Genomic DNA, 16,518 nt, shown 5'->3' with positions numbered 1-16,518 from the left:
GCGGCGGCGGCTGGCTTTCGCGGATCATGCTCGACTGGCACACCCTAAGCGGCGGGATGCGCCGTGAAGCGGGCCGAGGATGCGGTTTCCCGCTTTCATCCCGCTCCAACTCGTCAACGGTCAGTCGTGGCGGGTCCCCTTGTAGAAGAGGCTCGCCCGGTTTCGCGAAGCGCGCGTCAGGTAACTCGCCGGATTGTCGAAGAAGGGCGAGGTGATCGCCTCGCGCACATCTTCTCGCTTTAGCCCCATATCGAGGAGCTGGCGGTCATCCATGTCATTCAGACGGCCGATCGCATATCGGTTTCGGAGCTGGTGCCACGCGGACGTGAGCATGCCTGTCACGCCGACGGCGCGGGACTGCTTTCCTGCAACGAAGTCGAGATCGAGGACGTGCTGTGTCGTGCGCATGACAATTCTCCTTTTCAGGCACGAAGAGGCCCATCCCCTGCGGGGAGGTCAAACGCAGGGGCGGGCCAAAGGGTTTGGGAATCGCCGGCGAAATTGCCGGCCGGGGATCGATGAATTTGCCCCTAATTGATCGCAAATCCTTATTGATCAGTCCAACGAATGTTTTTAATGATATTCATCAAACAATTTTATGGATGCATCACGGCCATGTCCGCACCGCTCGATATCGACCAGCTCCAGACCTTTGTCGCGATCGCCGACACGGGCAGTTTCACCAAGGCGGCCGACCGGGTCTTCAAGACTCAATCCGCCGTGTCGATGCAGATGCGCCGCCTGGAAGAGCGCATCGGCAAGGCGCTGTTCATGAAGGATGGCCGCGGCAACCGGCTGACGGTCGAAGGCGACCGTCTGCTCAATTTCGCCCGCCGGATGATCCGCCTCAACAATGAAGCGATCGCCTCCTTTGACGACAACCGCCTTGAAGGAACGCTCCGCATCGGCACGCCCGACGACTACGCCGACCGCTACATGCCCGAGATCATCATGCGGTTTGCCAAGACGCATCCGAATGTCGAGCTCTATATCATCTGCGAACCTTCGGTGGATCTCGCCGAGAAGATGGCGAAGGGCGACCTCGACATCGCGCTCGTCACGCACAATCCGCGTGCACGCGCCTCGGATGTCGTGCGGACCGAACCGCTCTGCTGGGTGAGCTCGATCAACCATCCGCTCCCGGAAAACGCGCCGATCCCGCTCGCCGTCGGCCGGCGCGACTGCCTCTGGCGGCAGGCTGCCTGCGCGGCACTCGACGCGACCGGCCGCGAATACCAGATCCTGTTCACAAGCTGGTCGTCGACGGTCGTCGCCGCGGCCGTGCTTGCCGGCATGGCCGTCTCGGTCCTGCCGGAGTCGGCTCTTCGCCCCGGCATGAAGGTGCTGACGCTCGCCGACGGCTTCCCGGCGCTGGCACCGGTGCAGATCGGCATCATGAAGCGGCCGGGTCTTTCGCCCTCGCTCTCCAACGCGATCAGCAACCACATCACCGCCTGCCTCGACAATATCACTCCGATCAGCGCTAACGACGACCTCGAAGCCGATATCAAGGGCTTCCCGCGCTATCCGCGCCTGCGGCAGAGCCACATGCTGCCGGGCTGGTAATAGCCGGTAGAAACCAAAAAAGGCCACGCACCGACAGGTACGTGGCCTTTTTCATTTCCGGAGAACAGCGCCTGTCAAGCGCTCGTCCTGCCTATTCGGCAGCGGTGCTGACCGCCTCCGCTTCGTAGCCGTGTGCCGCATGAAGCGCCGCACGCACGCCGGCTTCATAGTCCGGGTGGACGCGCTTGAAGTGCGCCAGCTGGCGCTCGACGATCGGGCCCGGCACGCCGCCCATCGCGGCGGCGATGTTTGCAAACAGGCGCGCCTTCTGACCGGCATCGAACAGGTTGAAGAGCGCCCTCGGCTGGCTGTGGTCGTCGTTGCCTTCGCGGTGGTCGAAGCGGGCCATGTCGCCGCTGATGCGCAGCGAAGGCTCCATTGCGGACGGCTGCTCGACCGGGCCGTTGAACGAGTTCGGCTCGTAATAGGCGTCCGGATTGCCGGTCTGGATGCCGCCGAACGTGTTCATCTGGCCATCACGGTGATAGTGATGCACCGGGCATTTCGGGCGGTTGACCGGGATGTGCTCGTAGTGTGTGCCGAGCCGATAGCGGTGGGCATCGGCATAGGAGAAGAGCCGCGCCTGCAGCATCTTGTCCGGCGAGAAGCCGATGCCGGGCACGATGTTCGACGGCGAGAAGGCGGCGTTCTCGACCTCGGCGAAATAGTTCTCCGGGTTGCGGTTGAGCTCCAGAACGCCGACCTCGATCGGCGGATAGTCCGCATGCGGCCAGACCTTGGTGACGTCGAAGGGATTGTAGGGGGTCTTCTCCGCGTCGAGTTCCGGCATGATCTGCACCTGCAGCGTCCAGCGCGGATAGTTGCCGTTCTCGATCGCGCCATAGAGCGCTTCCTGATAGCTTTCGCACGTCCGGCCGATCACGTCTGCGGCCTCGGCATTGGTGTAGTGCTTGTGGCCGTGCTGGGTCTTGAAGTGGAACTTCACCCAATAGCGCTCGCCGGCGTCGTTCCAGAAGGAGAAGGTGTGCGAACCGTAGCCGTTCATGTGCAACGGCGATACCGGACATCCGCGGTCCGACATCAGGATCGTCACCTGGTGCAGGCTTTCCGGCGAAAGCGACCAAAAATCCCACATGGCGGTCGCCGAACGCAGGTTGGTCTTCGGGTGGCGCTTCTGTGTGTGGATGAAATCCGGGAACTTGTAAGCATCGCGGACGAAGAAGATCGGGGTGTTGTTGCCGACGAGGTCCCAGTTGCCTTCAGGCGTATAGAACTTCAGCGCGAAACCGCGCACGTCGCGTTCGGCATCGGCGGCGCCGAGTTCACCCGCAACGGTGGAGAAGCGCGCCAGCATCGGGGTCTCAGTGCCCGGCTGCAGAACCTTGGCCTTGGTGTATTTGGAGATATCGCCTGTGATCTTCAGCGTCCCATAGGCGCCCCAGCCCTTGGCGTGCACCGCGCGCTCGGGAATGCGCTCGCGGTTTTGATGCGACAGCTTTTCGATAAGCTGGTAGTCCTGCATCATGACGCCGCCACGCGGACCGGCCGTCAGGGAATTCTGGTTGTCGGGCACCGGCGCTCCGGCGCTCGTCGTCAATATGGGTCGATCTGACATCGCGTCCTCCTGTCAAAGGGTTCGCGCCCGGGAGATCGGACAGGATCTGCCCGAAAGCAGCCTGAGGGGCTGCCAGCCACCACTCCGGCGGCGCTCAAAGCCCGGACGCCTTGGCCAGACGGGTTTTCCCACAGGGCTTCGATAATCTCCAATTGCATAAAAATTAAATATTGATAGGATTTTCTTATCATGCTTACACTTCGACAGATGCGCTATTTCGAGGCGCTTGCCTCTGCTCGCCACTTCGGCAAGGCCGCCGAACTGGTCCATGTCAGCCAGCCGGCGCTCTCCGCCCAGATCATGGAAATGGAAAACCACCTGGGGGTGAAGCTGGTGGAGCGCAGCCGCAGCGGCGTTTTCCTCACTCGCAAGGGTGAAGAGGTGCTGGCCCGCACCCGCACCATCCTCGCCGACGTGGACATGCTGGAACAGAGCGCACGCGCCAGCTCCGGCACGCTCGAAGGGCGGATCCGCATCGGCGTCATCCCGACGCTTGCGCCCTATCTCGTGCCGCGGCTGGTGCCGCATCTGCGCCGCGTCTATCCGGCGATCGAGATCGAGTTGAAGGAATCGGTAACATCAAGGTTGGTCGCCGATCTCGGCGAGGGCCTGCTCGACGCCGTCGTCGCGGCCCTGCCGATCGAAACCGACGGGCTGTCGACGAAACCGCTCTTTTCCGACCGCTTCTACATGGCGATGGCGGACGACGAGCGAAACATCCTGATGTCGCCGCTGACCGAAGATCAGGTGGATGTCGAACAGTTGCTCCTGCTCGAAGAAGGCCATTGCCTGCGCGACCAGGCGCTCGCCGTCTGCAGCACCGCCGGCAAGCGCCGCCTTGTCTCGTTCGGCGCGACCTCGATGACGACGCTCCTGCAGATGGTTGCCAATGGCATGGGCATGACGCTGATCCCTGAAATCGCCATTGCGACCGAGGCCGCACGCAATTCGATCCGCATCGTGCCCTTCGCCGCACCCGAGCCGGCCCGCGAGATCGGCCTCGTCTGGCGGCGCAGCAGTCCGCGCGAGCGCGACATGGAAGCGCTCGCAACGGCAATCAGCGACTGCGCCGACGATATTATCCGGGCGGCGGCCGCCTGAGTTAAGACGCGCTCAGGCGAGCTTGGCCTTCAGGAATTCCACCGTCCGGCCCCAGGCGAGATCGGCGGCAGCCTTGTCATAGCGCGCGGCCGAGGTGTCGTTGTTGAAGGCATGGTTGACGCCGTCATAGACATAGATCGTCGCGTCCTTGCCGTCGTCTTTCAGCGCCTTTTGATAGGCGTCGATGCCGGCATTGATGCGTTCGTCGAGCCCGGCATAGTGCAGCAGCAGGGCGGCTTTGATCTTCGGCACATCCTCCGCCTTGGGCTGCGCGCCGTAATAGGCGACGCCGGCCCTGAGATCGGGCGAGCCGACAGCAAGCCGGTTGACGAGGCCACCTCCCCAGCAGAAGCCGATGGCACCAACCTTCCCCGTCGATTGCTGGTGCCCCTCCAGGAACGCCACGGTCGCAACTGCATTCGCCGTCGTTGCTGCCGCATCCAGCGCGCCGATCATCTCGCGTGCCTTGTCCTCGTCCGTCGGCGTTCCACCCGGCGGCGACAGGAAGTCCGGTGCAAGCGCCAGGAAGCCTTCGAGCGCCATCCGGCGCGCAACGTCGCGGATATGCGGATTGAGCCCGCGATTTTCGTGAATGACGATCACCGCCGGCAGTTTTCCGCTCACCTCCGCCGGGCGCACGAGGTAACCCTTCATGTCGCCGCCAGCCCCGGGGTAAGAGATATCCTCGCCGGTGATACGGGTATCGGTCGCCGCAACGATTTCCGCCTTGGCGCCGTTGGCAGCAAGCAGTGGCGCGATCGCCGCGGCCGCAGCCGCGGAACCGGCCAGTCCGGTGAGCTTTTCCATGAAACGGCGGCGATCGAGGGTCAGATGCGTATATTCGTCATAGGCGTCAATCATCGCCTGTGTGATTGTCGGTTCCTGCATATCAGCCTCCTTCGGTTCGTTCTCCCGCGGCGGCAGACAGAACCGCCCGCGACAGAATAGGTCGGCGGGCGGTTGCGAACATACAAACTTGCGTTACTGCTGCGTGTTTTGTTTTGGCCGATCAGCCGTTGAGATCGAGCACGATCCGACCGTCGATCTTGCCTTCCTCCATGCGCTTGAAGATCGCGTTGATGTTCTCGATCCTGTCCCAGGTGAAGTGCGAGGCGACCTTGCCCTCGCCGGCGAACTCCAGCGATTCTTCTAGATCCTGGCGCGTGCCGACGATCGAGCCGCGGATGGTGATGCGCTTCAGCACCGTATCGAAGATCGGCAGGCACATCTGGCCGGGCGGCAGGCCGACGAGCGCCATGGTCCCCTTGGAGCGCAGCATGTTGAAGGCCTGCTCCATCGCCTTGGGTGCCACCGCCGTCACCAGTGCGCCATGCACGCCGCCGGTCGCCTTCTGCACCTGCTCGACCGCGTCCTTGTCACGCGCGTCGACGACGAGGTCGGCACCGAGTTTTCGCGCAAGCGCCAACTTGTCCGGGAAGATATCGACGGCGGCGACATGCATGCCCATTGCCTTGGCATATTGCACCGCCATGTGGCCGAGCCCGCCGATGCCGGAAATCAGCGCCCATTCGCCAGGACGCACCTCGGTTTCCTTTAGGCCCTTATAGACGGTGACGCCGGCGCAGAGGATCGGTGCGGCCGGTCCGAATTCCAGCTTTGCCGGCAGACGCCCGACAAAATCCGGATCGGCAAGGCCGTACTGGGCAAAGGTGCCGTTGACGGAGTAGCCGGTGTTCTGCTGGCTGCCGCAGAGCGTTTCCCAGCCGGTGCGGCAGGGCGTGCATCCGCCGCACGCCGTGTGCAGCCACGGCACGCCGACGCGGTCGCCCTCCTTCAGGTGTGTGACGCCGCTGCCAAGCTTGGCGACATAGCCGACGCCTTCGTGTCCGGGGATAAACGGCGGCTTCGGCTTTACCGGCCAATCGCCGTTTGCGGCGTGCAGGTCCGTATGGCAGACGCCGGTCGCCTCGTATTTGATCAGCACCTGGCCGGGGCCGGGCTCCGGTATCGGCACATCCTCGATTACCAGCGGCTTGCCGAATTCGCGTACCACGGCGGCTTTCATCGTTGCGGTCATCTCGTCCTCCTCCGATGCGTTGTCGTCCAACGTCGGAAAGACTACCCGCAAAGGCGGCATCGGGTACTTGATACGCATCAAGGCGCGTGGATCGTTCGCGCAGACTGTCTCAGATTTGCGCCAATTCGCTTGGGGCGCGAACCGGGATCAGCTCATCGCCATCCAGACGGCAAGCCACACCCACATGGCAAAAAGCGTCGCGACGCCCCCCATGAACAGCGGGCGACGATAGCGGATGCGGTTGTTCGTGACATGTACGAAGGCGTGCACGTAGCGCAGGACGACGAAAAGCCAGGCAAGCGCGAGGGAGACGATGTTGTCGGCCTCGGTGATGTAGAGCAGCACGCAGCAGACGTAGAAGAGAACGGGCAGCTCGAACTGGTTGGCGATGCTGTTCTTCACCACCAGGCTTTCGCCCGGCTCGTCACGGTTCTCCCGAAACTGGGCCGCATGCACCTTACCGGCGCGCACCAGCCTCATCCGGCGGAAGGATAGGAGAGCGTAGAGGCAGAAGACGAGAAAAACATGGACCACGATCGGCCAGAAGATCTCGAAACCCGTCATGCGCTGCTCCCTGAAAAAAGCTTATTCTGAAAAACACTTAATCTGAAAAGGCGAAGGGCGCCGCGAGATAACGCGGCGCCCTTCGAATGCAATCGCGATCAGTGCGCGCCCGGATAGTTCGGGCTTTCGCGGGTGATCGTCACGTCATGGGCGTGGCTTTCGCGAAGGCCGGCGCCGGAGATACGTACGAACTGCGCGCGCTCCTGGTATTCCTTGATGGTCGGGCCACCGACATAGCCCATGGACGCCTTGAGGCCGCCGGCGAGCTGGTGGAGCACGCCTGCAACCGGCCCCTTGTAGGGAACCTGGCCTTCGATGCCTTCCGGAACCAGCTTCAGCGTGTCGCGTACTTCCGCCTGGAAGTAGCGGTCCGCCGAGCCGCGGGCCATGGCGCCGACGGAACCCATGCCGCGATAGGCCTTGAAGGAGCGGCCCTGGTAGAGGAACACTTCGCCCGGGCTCTCGTCGGTACCGGCAAGAAGCGAGCCGATCATGACGGCCGAAGCGCCGGCAGCGATCGCCTTGGCAAGGTCGCCGGAGAACTTGATGCCGCCGTCGGCGATGACGGGAATGCCGGCCGCCTGGGCAGCTTCGACGGCGCTCATGATCGCGGCCAGCTGCGGAACGCCGACACCGGCGACGATGCGGGTGGTGCAGATCGAGCCCGGGCCGATGCCGACCTTGACCGCATCCGCACCGGCATCGATCAGCGCCTTGGTGCCGGCGGCAGTGGCGACGTTGCCCGCCATGATGCGAACGGAGTTGGAGAGCTTCTTGACGCGGGCGACGGCGTCGAGCACGCGCTGCGAGTGGCCGTGGGCGGTGTCGACGACGATCAGGTCGACGCCGGCATCGATCAGACGCTCCGCACGCTCAAAACCATCGTCACCGACGGAGATGGCGGCGGCGGCACGAAGGCGCCCTTGTGCATCCTTCGAGGCGTTCGGGTTGAGCTGCGCCTTCTCGATGTCCTTGACGGTTATGAGACCGACGCAGCGACCGTCGGCGTCGACGACCAAAAGCTTCTCGATGCGGTGCGCGTGCAGGAGGCGCTTGGCTTCCTGCTGGTCGACGCTTTCCTTGACCGTGACCAGGTTCTCATGGGTCATCAGCTCATGGATCTTCTGGTTCGGATCGGAAGCGAAGCGGACGTCACGGTTGGTGAGGATGCCGACGAGACGACCCTGTTTCTGGCCACCGGCGCCACCGTTCTCGACGACCGGGATGCCGGAAATGCCGTGCTGCTTCATGAGGCCGAGCGCATCGGCAAGCTTGGCGTCGGGGCCGATCGTGACCGGATTGACGACCATGCCGCTTTCGAACTTCTTGACCTGCCGAACCTCTTCGGCCTGCTCCGCAGGCGTCAGGTTGCGGTGGATGACGCCGATGCCGCCGGCCTGTGCCATGGCGATTGCAAGGCGCCCTTCAGTCACCGTGTCCATCGCCGAAGACAGGATCGGCAGGTTGAGGTCGATGTCCTGTGCAATGGTGGTGGCGATATTGGTCTGACCCGGCATGACTTCGGAATGTCCGGGCAGGAGCAGGACGTCGTCGAAGGTCAGAGCCTCCAGACCAGTTGCCGTTTCGATGATGCGCGCCATGGCCAATTCCCTTCAAATAACGAAAACCCCCGGGGACGGGCTGCGATTTGTCCACCGGGCGACTTCAAAGCGTGTCTTGGAAGTTGGCGAGGGCTCGTAACACGGATATGTCAGGATGAAAATAGCCAAAGCCGGGAAATGTCCCGCCTTCGGCCGATATTTGTTGCAGAGCAGCAATTTCGCGAGATGCGGCCCGTCATCCGGCTCGATACCGATCAGATATCGAGCCTGCGGCGCGTCTCGGCCGCCTTCGCCTTGTCCATGTCGAAGCGCACTTCCCAATCGGGGCGCTGCAGCGACAGCACATAGTGATTGGCGGTATCGGCCGTCAGCATCATGCCCTTGCCGTCGGAATCGAGGCAGAACACCATGTGACCCGGCGAATGACCGAAGGCGGCGACGGCCGAGATGCCGGGTACGACCTCGGCGCCGTCGCCGATGAAAGTCGTCTTCTCCGCCAGCGGCACCACCTTCTCCAGCACCGCCTTGTACCCGTTTTCCGCCGGCGTGCCGGCGCGTGCCGTATCCTTCCAGAAGGCATATTCCGTTTCGCCCATCACGTAGCGCGCATTGGCGAAAGCCGGCTTGCCGGCCTCCATGAGACCGCCGATGTGATCGCCATGCATATGGGTGACCACCACAACCGAGACCTGCTCCGGCGCATAGCCGGCGGCGCGGATACCTTCGACGAGACGCCCCAGGCCGGCTTCGCGACCGCCCTCACCCCTGCCGGTATCGAAGAGCACGACATCCGTTCCGGTATCGACGAGAACCGGCGAGAAACTGTTGACCAGCGCTTCGGTCGGCAGAAAGTTCTGTTGCAGCAGTTCCGCAACCGCCTGCTGTGGCTGTTTGGTGCCATAGATCTCATGCGGTTTCTCGGTGACGCGCGTGCCGTCATTGACGACGACGAGCTTGAAAACGCCAAGCTTGAGAGATCGGATCGGGGGATGGCTAGCGTTCATGTCGGTCTTTTCCGCCTTTTCCTCAGCCACCGCAACGCCCGTCATCAACGATGGCGCAGCCAGCACCCCAGCGTTCCCGCCCCCATCAAGGTCCGGCGCTTCATCGACATCTCACTCATGGTCCATCCCACTTCGTTGCCCTGTTGGATCCCGTTGCCCCATGGACAACTGGGCCAGAACTAGCGTCTTGACAGCGAAGGCCAGCCGGGATCACAGGCTTTTGATCCGCAATCACCGGTTTCGCCCCGACAAAAGCCATCACCGGCATTAGCTTCTCACTATCGCTGGCCGTCTTCGAAGCACATTCCATGAACCGTATCGTCCCGATGATCCTTGCCGTCGCTCTCTTCATGGAGCAGATGGATTCGACCGTGATTTCCACGTCGCTGCCGGCCATCGCCCGCGACATCGGCGTCGGGCCGATCACGCTCAAGCTGGCGCTGACCGCCTATATGGTGTCGCTTGCGATCTTCATTCCGCTTAGCGGCTGGATGGCGGACCGCTTCGGCGCCAAGAAGATTTTCCGCGCGGCGATCCTCGTCTTCATCGCCGGTTCCATTTTCTGCGCCATCTCCAACAGCCTTGTCGCCTTCGTTTTCTCGCGCTTCCTGCAGGGCATGGGCGGGGCGATGATGACGCCGGTCGCCCGCCTCGTGCTGGTGCGCGGCACGCCGCGCAGCGAACTCGTCTCGGCCATGGCGCTTTTGACGATCCCGGCTCTGGTCGGGCCGCTCGCCGGACCGCCGCTCGGCGGCTTCATCACCACCTATTTCTCCTGGCACTGGATCTTCCTGATCAACGTGCCTGTCGGCATCGCCGGCTACATCCTCTCGGGCATCTATCTGCCCAAAATGGAGCCGCGCGATCCTCCACCGGTCGACGCTCTCGGTTTCCTGCTCGGCGGCATCGCCGCCTCCGGCATCGTCTTCGGCCTGTCGGTGATCAGCCTGCCGGCCCTACCGCCGATCGTCGGTATCGCTTCGGTGGTCGTCGGCGCGGTCGCGACCCTGCTCTACATCCGTCACGCCCGGCGCCATCCGGCACCGGTTCTCGACCTCAACCTCTTCAAGGACAGCGCCTTTCGCGCCGCCTCGATCGGCGGCACGATCTTTCGCATCTCGGTCGGCGCGGTGCCTTTCCTGATGCCCTTGATGCTGCAGGTGGGCTTCGGGCTCAACCCGTTCCAGTCCGGCCTCATCACCTTCATCGGCGCAGTCGGAGCCATTACCACCAAGTTCTACGCGCGGCGCGTGCTTGCCTTCGCCGGCTTTCGTACGACCCTGATCCTCGCCTCAATCCTCGCCGCGATTACCACCTTCGCCAATGGCTTCTTCACGCCGGCGACGCCCTATCTGGTGATGATCACCATCCTGCTGATTGCAGGCTTCGCCCGTTCCTTCTTCTTTACCAGCGTCAACGCGCTTTCCTTCGCCGATATCGACGATGCGGACGCCAGCAAGGCGACCTCGATGAGCGCGGTGCTGCAGCAGATCAGCCTGGCGCTCGGCGTCGCCGTTGCCGGCGCGATCCTGGAAATCGAGACCAAACTCAGCGGCGGCCCGCTGCAGCTCGACGATTTCCACACCGCCTTCATGATCATCGCCGGCGCCAACCTGATCGCGGCGATCCCGTTCCTGACCATGGCGAAGAACGCCGGCGCCTCGGTTTCCGGGCACCGGCTACCAGTGCGCGAAGTCGAGTCGGCCGCGGGGAAGTAAGGATATTTCAGGGAAACGCGCGGCGATTTTCCGTCCGAAAGGACGGCGCCATAGCGAGTTTATTCAGGGCGCTCGCACACGGCGGCGATCTTGTTGCCGTCGAGATCGCGAACCCACGTGCCGTAGAAGTTCGCGTGGAACGGGCGCAGCCCCGGCGCACCCTCGTCCGTGCCGCCATTGGCAAGGGCTGCCGCGTGGAAGGCATCGACGGCTGAGCGCGTCTCGGCGTCAAACGCGATGCTCACGCCGTTGCCGTAGGTGGCGGGCGCGCGGTTGAAGGGCGTCACCACCCAGAAGCGGATGCGGTCGCCCGCAGCACCATAGCCGATTTCGGTTTCGTCCTGCCGCTGACGGTGATAGCCGAGCGCTGGCAGCACCGCGTCATAGAACGCGCCGGCGCGTTCGAGATCGTTGGTGCCAACGGTCACGTAGAGCAGCATGCTATTCCGCCGCCTCGTCTTCGGCTTCCGTCTCGCTGGCGGCCTTCTGGCGCCCCTTGAAGCCCTTGGCGAGCAGGAACATTTCGACCGATTCGGACCGCGACGATGCCGGCTTCACATGGATGACCTGACGGAAATTCTGCTTGAGCATATTGAGCAGTTCGCGCTCCGTGCCGCCCTGGAAGGTCTTCGCCAGGAAATGCCCGCCCTCGGCAAGCACGTCGACGGCGAAATAGGCGGCGACCTCGCAGAGATGCATGGTGCGCAGGTGGTCGGTCTGGCGGTGTCCGGTCGTCGGTGCCGCCATGTCCGAAATCACCAGATCCGGCGTACCGCCGATCGCTTCCTTGAGCTTTTCCGGCGCTTCAGGGTCGAGGAAGTCCATCTGCAGAATACGCACGCCCGGGATCGGGTCCACTTCGAGGAAGTCGATCGCCGCAACGCGGGGATCGGCATCGGTCGAATTGGTGACCTTGGCGGCGATCTGCGTCCAGCTTCCGGGGGCGGCACCGAGGTCGATGATGCGGCGAGCGCCGTTCAGGATCTTGTGCTTCTCGTCGATCTCCAAAAGCTTGAACGCCGCACGGGCGCGATAGCCCTCGAGCTGGGCGCGCTGCACATAGGGATCGTTGATGTGGCGCTCCAGCCAGCGGCGGGAGGATGCCTTGAGCTTGCCCTTCTTGACCTTCTGGCCAAGCTTGCGGCCGCTGCGGTTGCCGCCAACAGGGGGTTTCGTCATGCCTTGTTTCCTTCCTGGCTGCCGGCGTTGGCGCCGCGCTGGTGACGGCGCGGCCGCGAGCGGCGCCAGGCTCCGTCGTCCGCCATCATATCGGTGAGCAGCCCTTCGCGCAGGCCGCGATCGGCGACACGCATGCGCGTCGACGGCCAGCGGCGGCGGATCGCTTCGAGGATCGCACAGCCGGCCAGCACCAGGTCGGCACGATCCGGACCGATGCAGGGATTGGCGGCACGCGCATTGAAATCCCAGGAGAGCAGGCGCGCCTGCATGGCGGAGACTTCGTCATCGGTGAGCCACAGGCCATCGACGCGGCGGCGATCGTAGCGCGGCAGGTCGAGATGCACGCCGGCAAGTGTCGTGACCGTGCCGGATGTGCCGATCAGGTGGAAGCCGCTGCCGGAGGCGCCGTTTGCCAGCGCCTCGACCGGTGGGCTGTCGAAGCGGGAGAGCATGCCCTCCACCTCCTGCACCATCGCCTCGAAGCTTGCCGGCGTCACGTGCTGGCCGCCATGGCGCTCGGAGAGCGTGACGACGCCGACCGGCAGCGAGGTCCAGTGGGTGATGTGATTGGCAAGCCGGTTCGACCTGGAATCGCCGATGCGGATGACGGCGATCTCGGACGAGCCGCCGCCGATATCGAAGAGCACGACCGAACGGGTCTCGCGATCGACGAGCGACGAGCAGCCGGAGACGGCAAGCCGCGCTTCGGTTTCGCGGTTGATGATCTCGAGATCAAGGCCGGTCTCCCGCGCCACCCGCTCAAGGAAGCTTTCGCCGTTTTCGGCGGCGCGCGCGGCCTCCGTCGCGATCAGGCGGCTGCGGCGAATCGTGCGGGCACCGAGCTTCGAGGCGCAGATCTTCAACGCTTCGACCGCGCGCTCCATCGCCTCGTCTGACAACCGGCCGCTGGCACCGAGCCCCTCGCCCAGGCGAACGATGCGCGAAAAGGCGTCGACCACCCGGAACTGGCCGGGGCGCGTCGGCTGAGCGATCAAAAGCCGGCAATTGTTGGTGCCGAGGTCAAGCGCGGCATAAAGCGGCGCCGGCGGTTCGCTGTCGGCAACATAGGGCGCGCGCGGTTGATCGGCGCGCTGGCCCGGCCGCTGCTGTGACGCCGTCTGCCCGTTGGAGGCGGAGGGCCCCGATCGCCCATTGCCGCCATCGGTAGCCCTTTGCTGGGCCGGCTGGCGCTCGCCGCTCGTGAGCGGACGCCCCTGGAGCCCACGGCGATGCCGCGCCTTCTTGCTGCGCTTGTGGCCCTTGCGCTCGCCGAGCGACGACTCAACGAGTTGCGCGCTGCCGCCCTGCGGCGCGGACGCGACTGCGGCCTGTTGTTTTGCGGATTTCGAACGACGACGCCGTTTGCGCTTGCGCGCCGGTTCCGCCTCGTTCTCTCCTGCGGGACGCCCTGCCATGCCGGCAGTGCCGGGCTGGCTGGCAATTGCAGACGGCGAAGCAGACGACTTGCGTCGTTTCCGCTTGCCCTTGCCGTTGCGCGGACCGAGCTTCGATCCATCACTGCGGCCTGCTGCCGACGCCCCGGATTCGGACGGCTTTTCGCCGTGATCGGGGTCTTTCACTTGTCTCAACCATGGCGCCGCGCAAGCCCAAGGGCCGCTCAAGGCGCTCTCTCGATTTTTCGTTGGCGCGACTGTACCAGCGCAAGCCCCATTCGCCAAACTGTTTTTGACTGCGCCGCCAAGGGCTAAGGCCGGATACGGTCCACACTGCGGACGACGATGGCGATCTACACCCCTCGCAATCGTACTCACCGCCGCCGCCCGGCCGCAAATGCGCGGCACCACGACGTACCGTCGGCACCGGCAAATCGGTGCAAAAATCCGGCCGCCACATCGAGATCGCATTTTTTTGGCAAAAGGTATTTGCATTGGCCGCGCTTTTGTTTATAAGCCCGCCACACCGACGCGACGGGCAGCGCCCGCCAGCGACCTTGGGGAATAGGTTAACGGTAGACCAGCGGACTCTGACTCCGTTAGTCCTGGTTCGAATCCAGGTTCCCCAGCCAAACTCTTCCTGCAATTGAACCAAATTTACGGCGAAACGAGTGCCCGCGGCCCAGCGGCATCGCGCCTTGCCGCACGCGATCTTCCGAACTGCTGGCTGCCAAGCCTAGAAAGCCAGGGCGCAGCCGTCCTTGCGCGGATCCGAGCCCGCCTGCAACACGCCGTTGACCGAATCGATCAGGATCGCCTGGCCGCCGCCGTGCGGCATCTCGGCCATCTTGATCTCGTGGCCGAATGCGGCGAGCCCTTTCAGCACGTCCTCGCGGATGCCGCGTTCTGCCTCGAAGCGGCCCATCTGGTGGAAGCCGCGGGCGCAGTCGATCGCTTCCTGCACGTTCATGCCGAAATCGACGATGTTGGTCAGCACGTGGCTCTGCCCAACCGGTTGGAAGCCGCCGCCCATCACCCCGAAGGAGAGCCACGGCTTGCCATCCTTCATCGCCATCGCCGGGATGATCGTGTGCAGCGGGCGTTTGCGCGGTCCCACGCAATTGGGGTGCGCAGGATCAACGCGAAAGCCGACACCGCGGTTTTGCAGCAGAACGCCGGTCTTCGGGCTGCTGATGCCCGTGCCGTAAGGCCAGAACAGCGAATTGATGAAGGAACAGGCGTTGCCCTTTTCGTCGACGACGCTGATGTAGACCGTGTCGCGATAGGTGGTGGCACCGGCTGGACCAACCACCGGCATGGCCTTCTTCAGGTCGATGCGGTCGCGCAGCTCGTCGGCAAAGGCGGCCGAAAGCAGCTTTTGTACCGGCACATCGGCAAAGTCGGGGTCGGCGACATACCTGTCACGCGCCTGGAAGGCCAGCCTCGTCGCCTCGGCTTCGATATGGAAACGCTCGACGCCGACCGGATCGTATTTCTTCAGATCGAAGCCGCTCAGGATATTGAGTATCAGCAAGGTGGTAATGCCGACTCCGCTTGGCGGGATTTCCAGAAGTTCTATGCCGCGATAGGTCGTAGAAATCGGATCGACCCAGAAGGCCTCCTGCGTGGCGAAATCGTCGAGCGCGTGCATGCCGCCGAGGCTGCGCAGGTAGCCCACCATGTCCTCGGCGACCCAGCCTGAATAGAAACCATCGCGGCCCTTGGCGGCGATCTCCCGCAGGACTTTCGCGTGCTCGGGCTGGCGGAAGACCTCACCGGTCCGCAGGGCGCGACCGTCCTTCAACCACATGCGGGCGCTGTTGGGGTCCGCCTTCAGCTTGTCTTCGTTGCGGTTCCAATCGACGGCGACCCTTTCGGTGACCGCAAATCCCTCCTCCGCGTGGCGGATGGCGGGCTGCAGCAGTTCACCGAGCGGCATGGAACCGAAACGCCGGTTCAGCTTGCTCCAAGCATCGACCGCGCCGGGGATGGTGACGGCGTGCACCGAGGTGAGCGGGATCTCGTTCAGTCCCTGTTTCAGCAGGTGTTCTGCGGTAAGGCCCTCGGGCGCACGGCCCGAACCGTTGAGGCCATAGACCCGACCGCCATCGGCGAGATTGGTGCCGGCGGGGGCGAAGAGAACGAAATTGTCGCCGCCGATGCCGGTCGAGCCCGGCTCGACCACGCATTGCACGGCGCAGGCGGCAATCGCGGCGTCAGCGGCATTGCCGCCCCGACGCAGAATCTCGATGGCGGCGAGCGTGGCAAGGGCGTGCGACGTGGCGGCGGCGCCATGCCGGCCCATGACGACGGAGCGGCCAGGCAGGTGCAGGTCACGCATGGAACGGGAACTCCAAGAACATAGGGACAACTCAGGCTCGCGAGCCTATGCGCCTGCCGGGCGGATGGAAAGGCCGACGTTGAAGCGCCGGAGACTGGTGCGGCGCATGAGGCGATTGGCGGGAGAACACTTCCGGGCTGCCCAAAGCTCCGCAGCAGGCGCATAATAGCTCACTTGCAAGCGATCACAGGCGGAGGACGGCCCATGTTCGATGCTGGCAGAAAGACGGACGCCGAATATGCGATCGAGTATATCCAGGAAAATCCGGAAGCCGGTCTTTGTTGCGAGGATCGGCGCTGGTGGATTACGCCAAACGCGAACGAAACCGATCGGCAGATCCTGTTTCTCGACGCCGCAGAGGCAGAACGGCTGAAGGACGATGCGCGGCTTCAAGTCGTGCCCGACATCGCCCACCCCGGCCGCGCTCTCTGGGTCATGCGGAAGATGACATAGCCGCCCGAGACCGGAATAGGTC

Annotated in this window: 14 protein-coding genes, 1 tRNA gene and 1 pseudogene; 5 read left to right on the top strand and 11 right to left on the bottom strand. The window is 63.8% G+C overall.

All coding sequences use genetic code 11. The features are described 5' to 3' along the window. Positions 1–120: 120 nt before the first annotated feature. Positions 121–408 carry a DUF1127 domain-containing protein gene (locus IB265_RS03530; protein ID WP_057250915.1) on the bottom strand — a complete coding sequence of 96 codons (288 nt, stop codon included), beginning with the start codon at positions 406–408 and terminating at the stop codon, positions 121–123. Between the two features lie 207 nt (positions 409–615). Between IB265_RS03530 and IB265_RS03525 the strand changes: the two genes are divergently transcribed. Beyond that, positions 616–1,566, top strand: coding sequence for a LysR substrate-binding domain-containing protein (locus IB265_RS03525; RefSeq protein WP_034800917.1), 951 nt, complete (start codon positions 616–618; stop codon positions 1,564–1,566). A 91-nt stretch (positions 1,567–1,657) separates the two neighbouring features. Here IB265_RS03525 and katA read toward each other — a convergent pair whose 3' ends face one another. Beyond that, positions 1,658–3,142 (bottom strand): catalase KatA, encoded by a 1,485-nt coding sequence (katA, locus tag IB265_RS03520; protein WP_192494628.1) that lies wholly within the window; start codon positions 3,140–3,142, stop codon positions 1,658–1,660. Between the two features lie 189 nt (positions 3,143–3,331). Here katA and IB265_RS03515 point away from each other — a divergent pair, with 189 nt between their 5' ends. Then, a complete protein-coding gene (locus tag IB265_RS03515) occupies positions 3,332–4,243 on the top strand; it encodes a hydrogen peroxide-inducible genes activator (protein ID WP_057250919.1) in 912 nt (303 codons plus the stop codon). 12 nt (positions 4,244–4,255) lie between these two features. Here IB265_RS03515 and IB265_RS03510 read toward each other — a convergent pair whose 3' ends face one another. From IB265_RS03510 to IB265_RS03490, 5 genes and pseudogenes are all read right to left on the bottom strand, one after another. Beyond that, entirely contained in the window at positions 4,256–5,131 is an 876-nt protein-coding gene (locus IB265_RS03510; RefSeq protein ID WP_057250921.1) for a dienelactone hydrolase family protein, read from the bottom strand. A gap of 121 nt (positions 5,132–5,252) precedes the next feature. Beyond that, on the bottom strand, positions 5,253–6,281 hold the full coding sequence (gene adhP, locus IB265_RS03505; protein WP_057251104.1) for an alcohol dehydrogenase AdhP: 1,029 nt from the start codon (positions 6,279–6,281) through the stop codon (positions 5,253–5,255). Between the two features lie 147 nt (positions 6,282–6,428). Next, positions 6,429–6,845 carry an MAPEG family protein gene (locus tag IB265_RS03500; protein WP_057250923.1) on the bottom strand — a complete coding sequence of 139 codons (417 nt, stop codon included), beginning with the start codon at positions 6,843–6,845 and terminating at the stop codon, positions 6,429–6,431. Between the two features lie 98 nt (positions 6,846–6,943). Further along, complete coding sequence (guaB, locus tag IB265_RS03495) at positions 6,944–8,446, bottom strand: IMP dehydrogenase (protein ID WP_057250925.1); 1,503 nt, start codon at positions 8,444–8,446, stop codon at positions 6,944–6,946. A 224-nt stretch (positions 8,447–8,670) separates the two neighbouring features. Beyond that, positions 8,671–9,530, bottom strand: a pseudogene (locus IB265_RS03490) (MBL fold metallo-hydrolase); the annotation flags it as partial. A 189-nt stretch (positions 9,531–9,719) separates the two neighbouring features. Here IB265_RS03490 and IB265_RS03485 point away from each other — a divergent pair. Next, the gene (locus IB265_RS03485; protein ID WP_192494627.1) at positions 9,720–11,129 is read left to right on the top strand and encodes a DHA2 family efflux MFS transporter permease subunit; all 1,410 of its coding nucleotides are present in this window, start codon (positions 9,720–9,722) and stop codon (positions 11,127–11,129) included. 59 nt (positions 11,130–11,188) lie between these two features. On the opposite strand, the gene IB265_RS03480 is transcribed toward IB265_RS03485, so the two are convergent. The 3 genes from IB265_RS03480 to IB265_RS03470 are packed head-to-tail and all read right to left on the bottom strand — an operon-like array spanning position 11,189 to position 13,888. Further along, entirely contained in the window at positions 11,189–11,569 is a 381-nt protein-coding gene (locus IB265_RS03480; RefSeq protein ID WP_057250929.1) for a VOC family protein, read from the bottom strand. Position 11,570: 1 nt separating this feature from the next. Next, the gene (locus IB265_RS03475) at positions 11,571–12,308 is read right to left on the bottom strand and encodes an RlmE family RNA methyltransferase (protein ID WP_057250931.1); all 738 of its coding nucleotides are present in this window, start codon (positions 12,306–12,308) and stop codon (positions 11,571–11,573) included. Continuing rightward, on the bottom strand, positions 12,305–13,888 hold the full coding sequence (locus IB265_RS03470; RefSeq protein ID WP_057250933.1) for a Ppx/GppA phosphatase family protein: 1,584 nt from the start codon (positions 13,886–13,888) through the stop codon (positions 12,305–12,307). Before IB265_RS03470 ends, IB265_RS03475 begins: the two co-directional genes overlap by 4 nt. A gap of 372 nt (positions 13,889–14,260) precedes the next feature. Here IB265_RS03470 and IB265_RS03465 point away from each other — a divergent pair. Beyond that, positions 14,261–14,334: transfer RNA gene (locus tag IB265_RS03465), tRNA-Gln, on the top strand. Positions 14,335–14,438: 104 nt separating this feature from the next. On the opposite strand, the gene ggt is transcribed toward IB265_RS03465, so the two are convergent. Continuing rightward, positions 14,439–16,043, bottom strand: a complete 1,605-nt coding sequence (ggt, locus tag IB265_RS03460) for a gamma-glutamyltransferase (protein ID WP_057250935.1) — start codon at positions 16,041–16,043, stop codon at positions 14,439–14,441. 204 nt (positions 16,044–16,247) lie between these two features. Between ggt and IB265_RS03455 the strand changes: the two genes are divergently transcribed. Then, positions 16,248–16,496: a hypothetical protein gene (locus IB265_RS03455; RefSeq protein WP_057250937.1), complete on the top strand. Its 249-nt coding sequence runs from the start codon at positions 16,248–16,250 to the stop codon at positions 16,494–16,496. Positions 16,497–16,518 lie beyond the last annotated feature (22 nt).

It is taken from the genome of Ensifer sp. ENS10 (assembly GCF_014852025.1).
Classification (GTDB): Bacteria; Pseudomonadota; Alphaproteobacteria; order Rhizobiales; family Rhizobiaceae; genus Ensifer.
The sequence above is the reverse complement of the archived record's forward strand: the minus strand, read 5'-3'. Positions and strand labels throughout refer to the sequence as shown.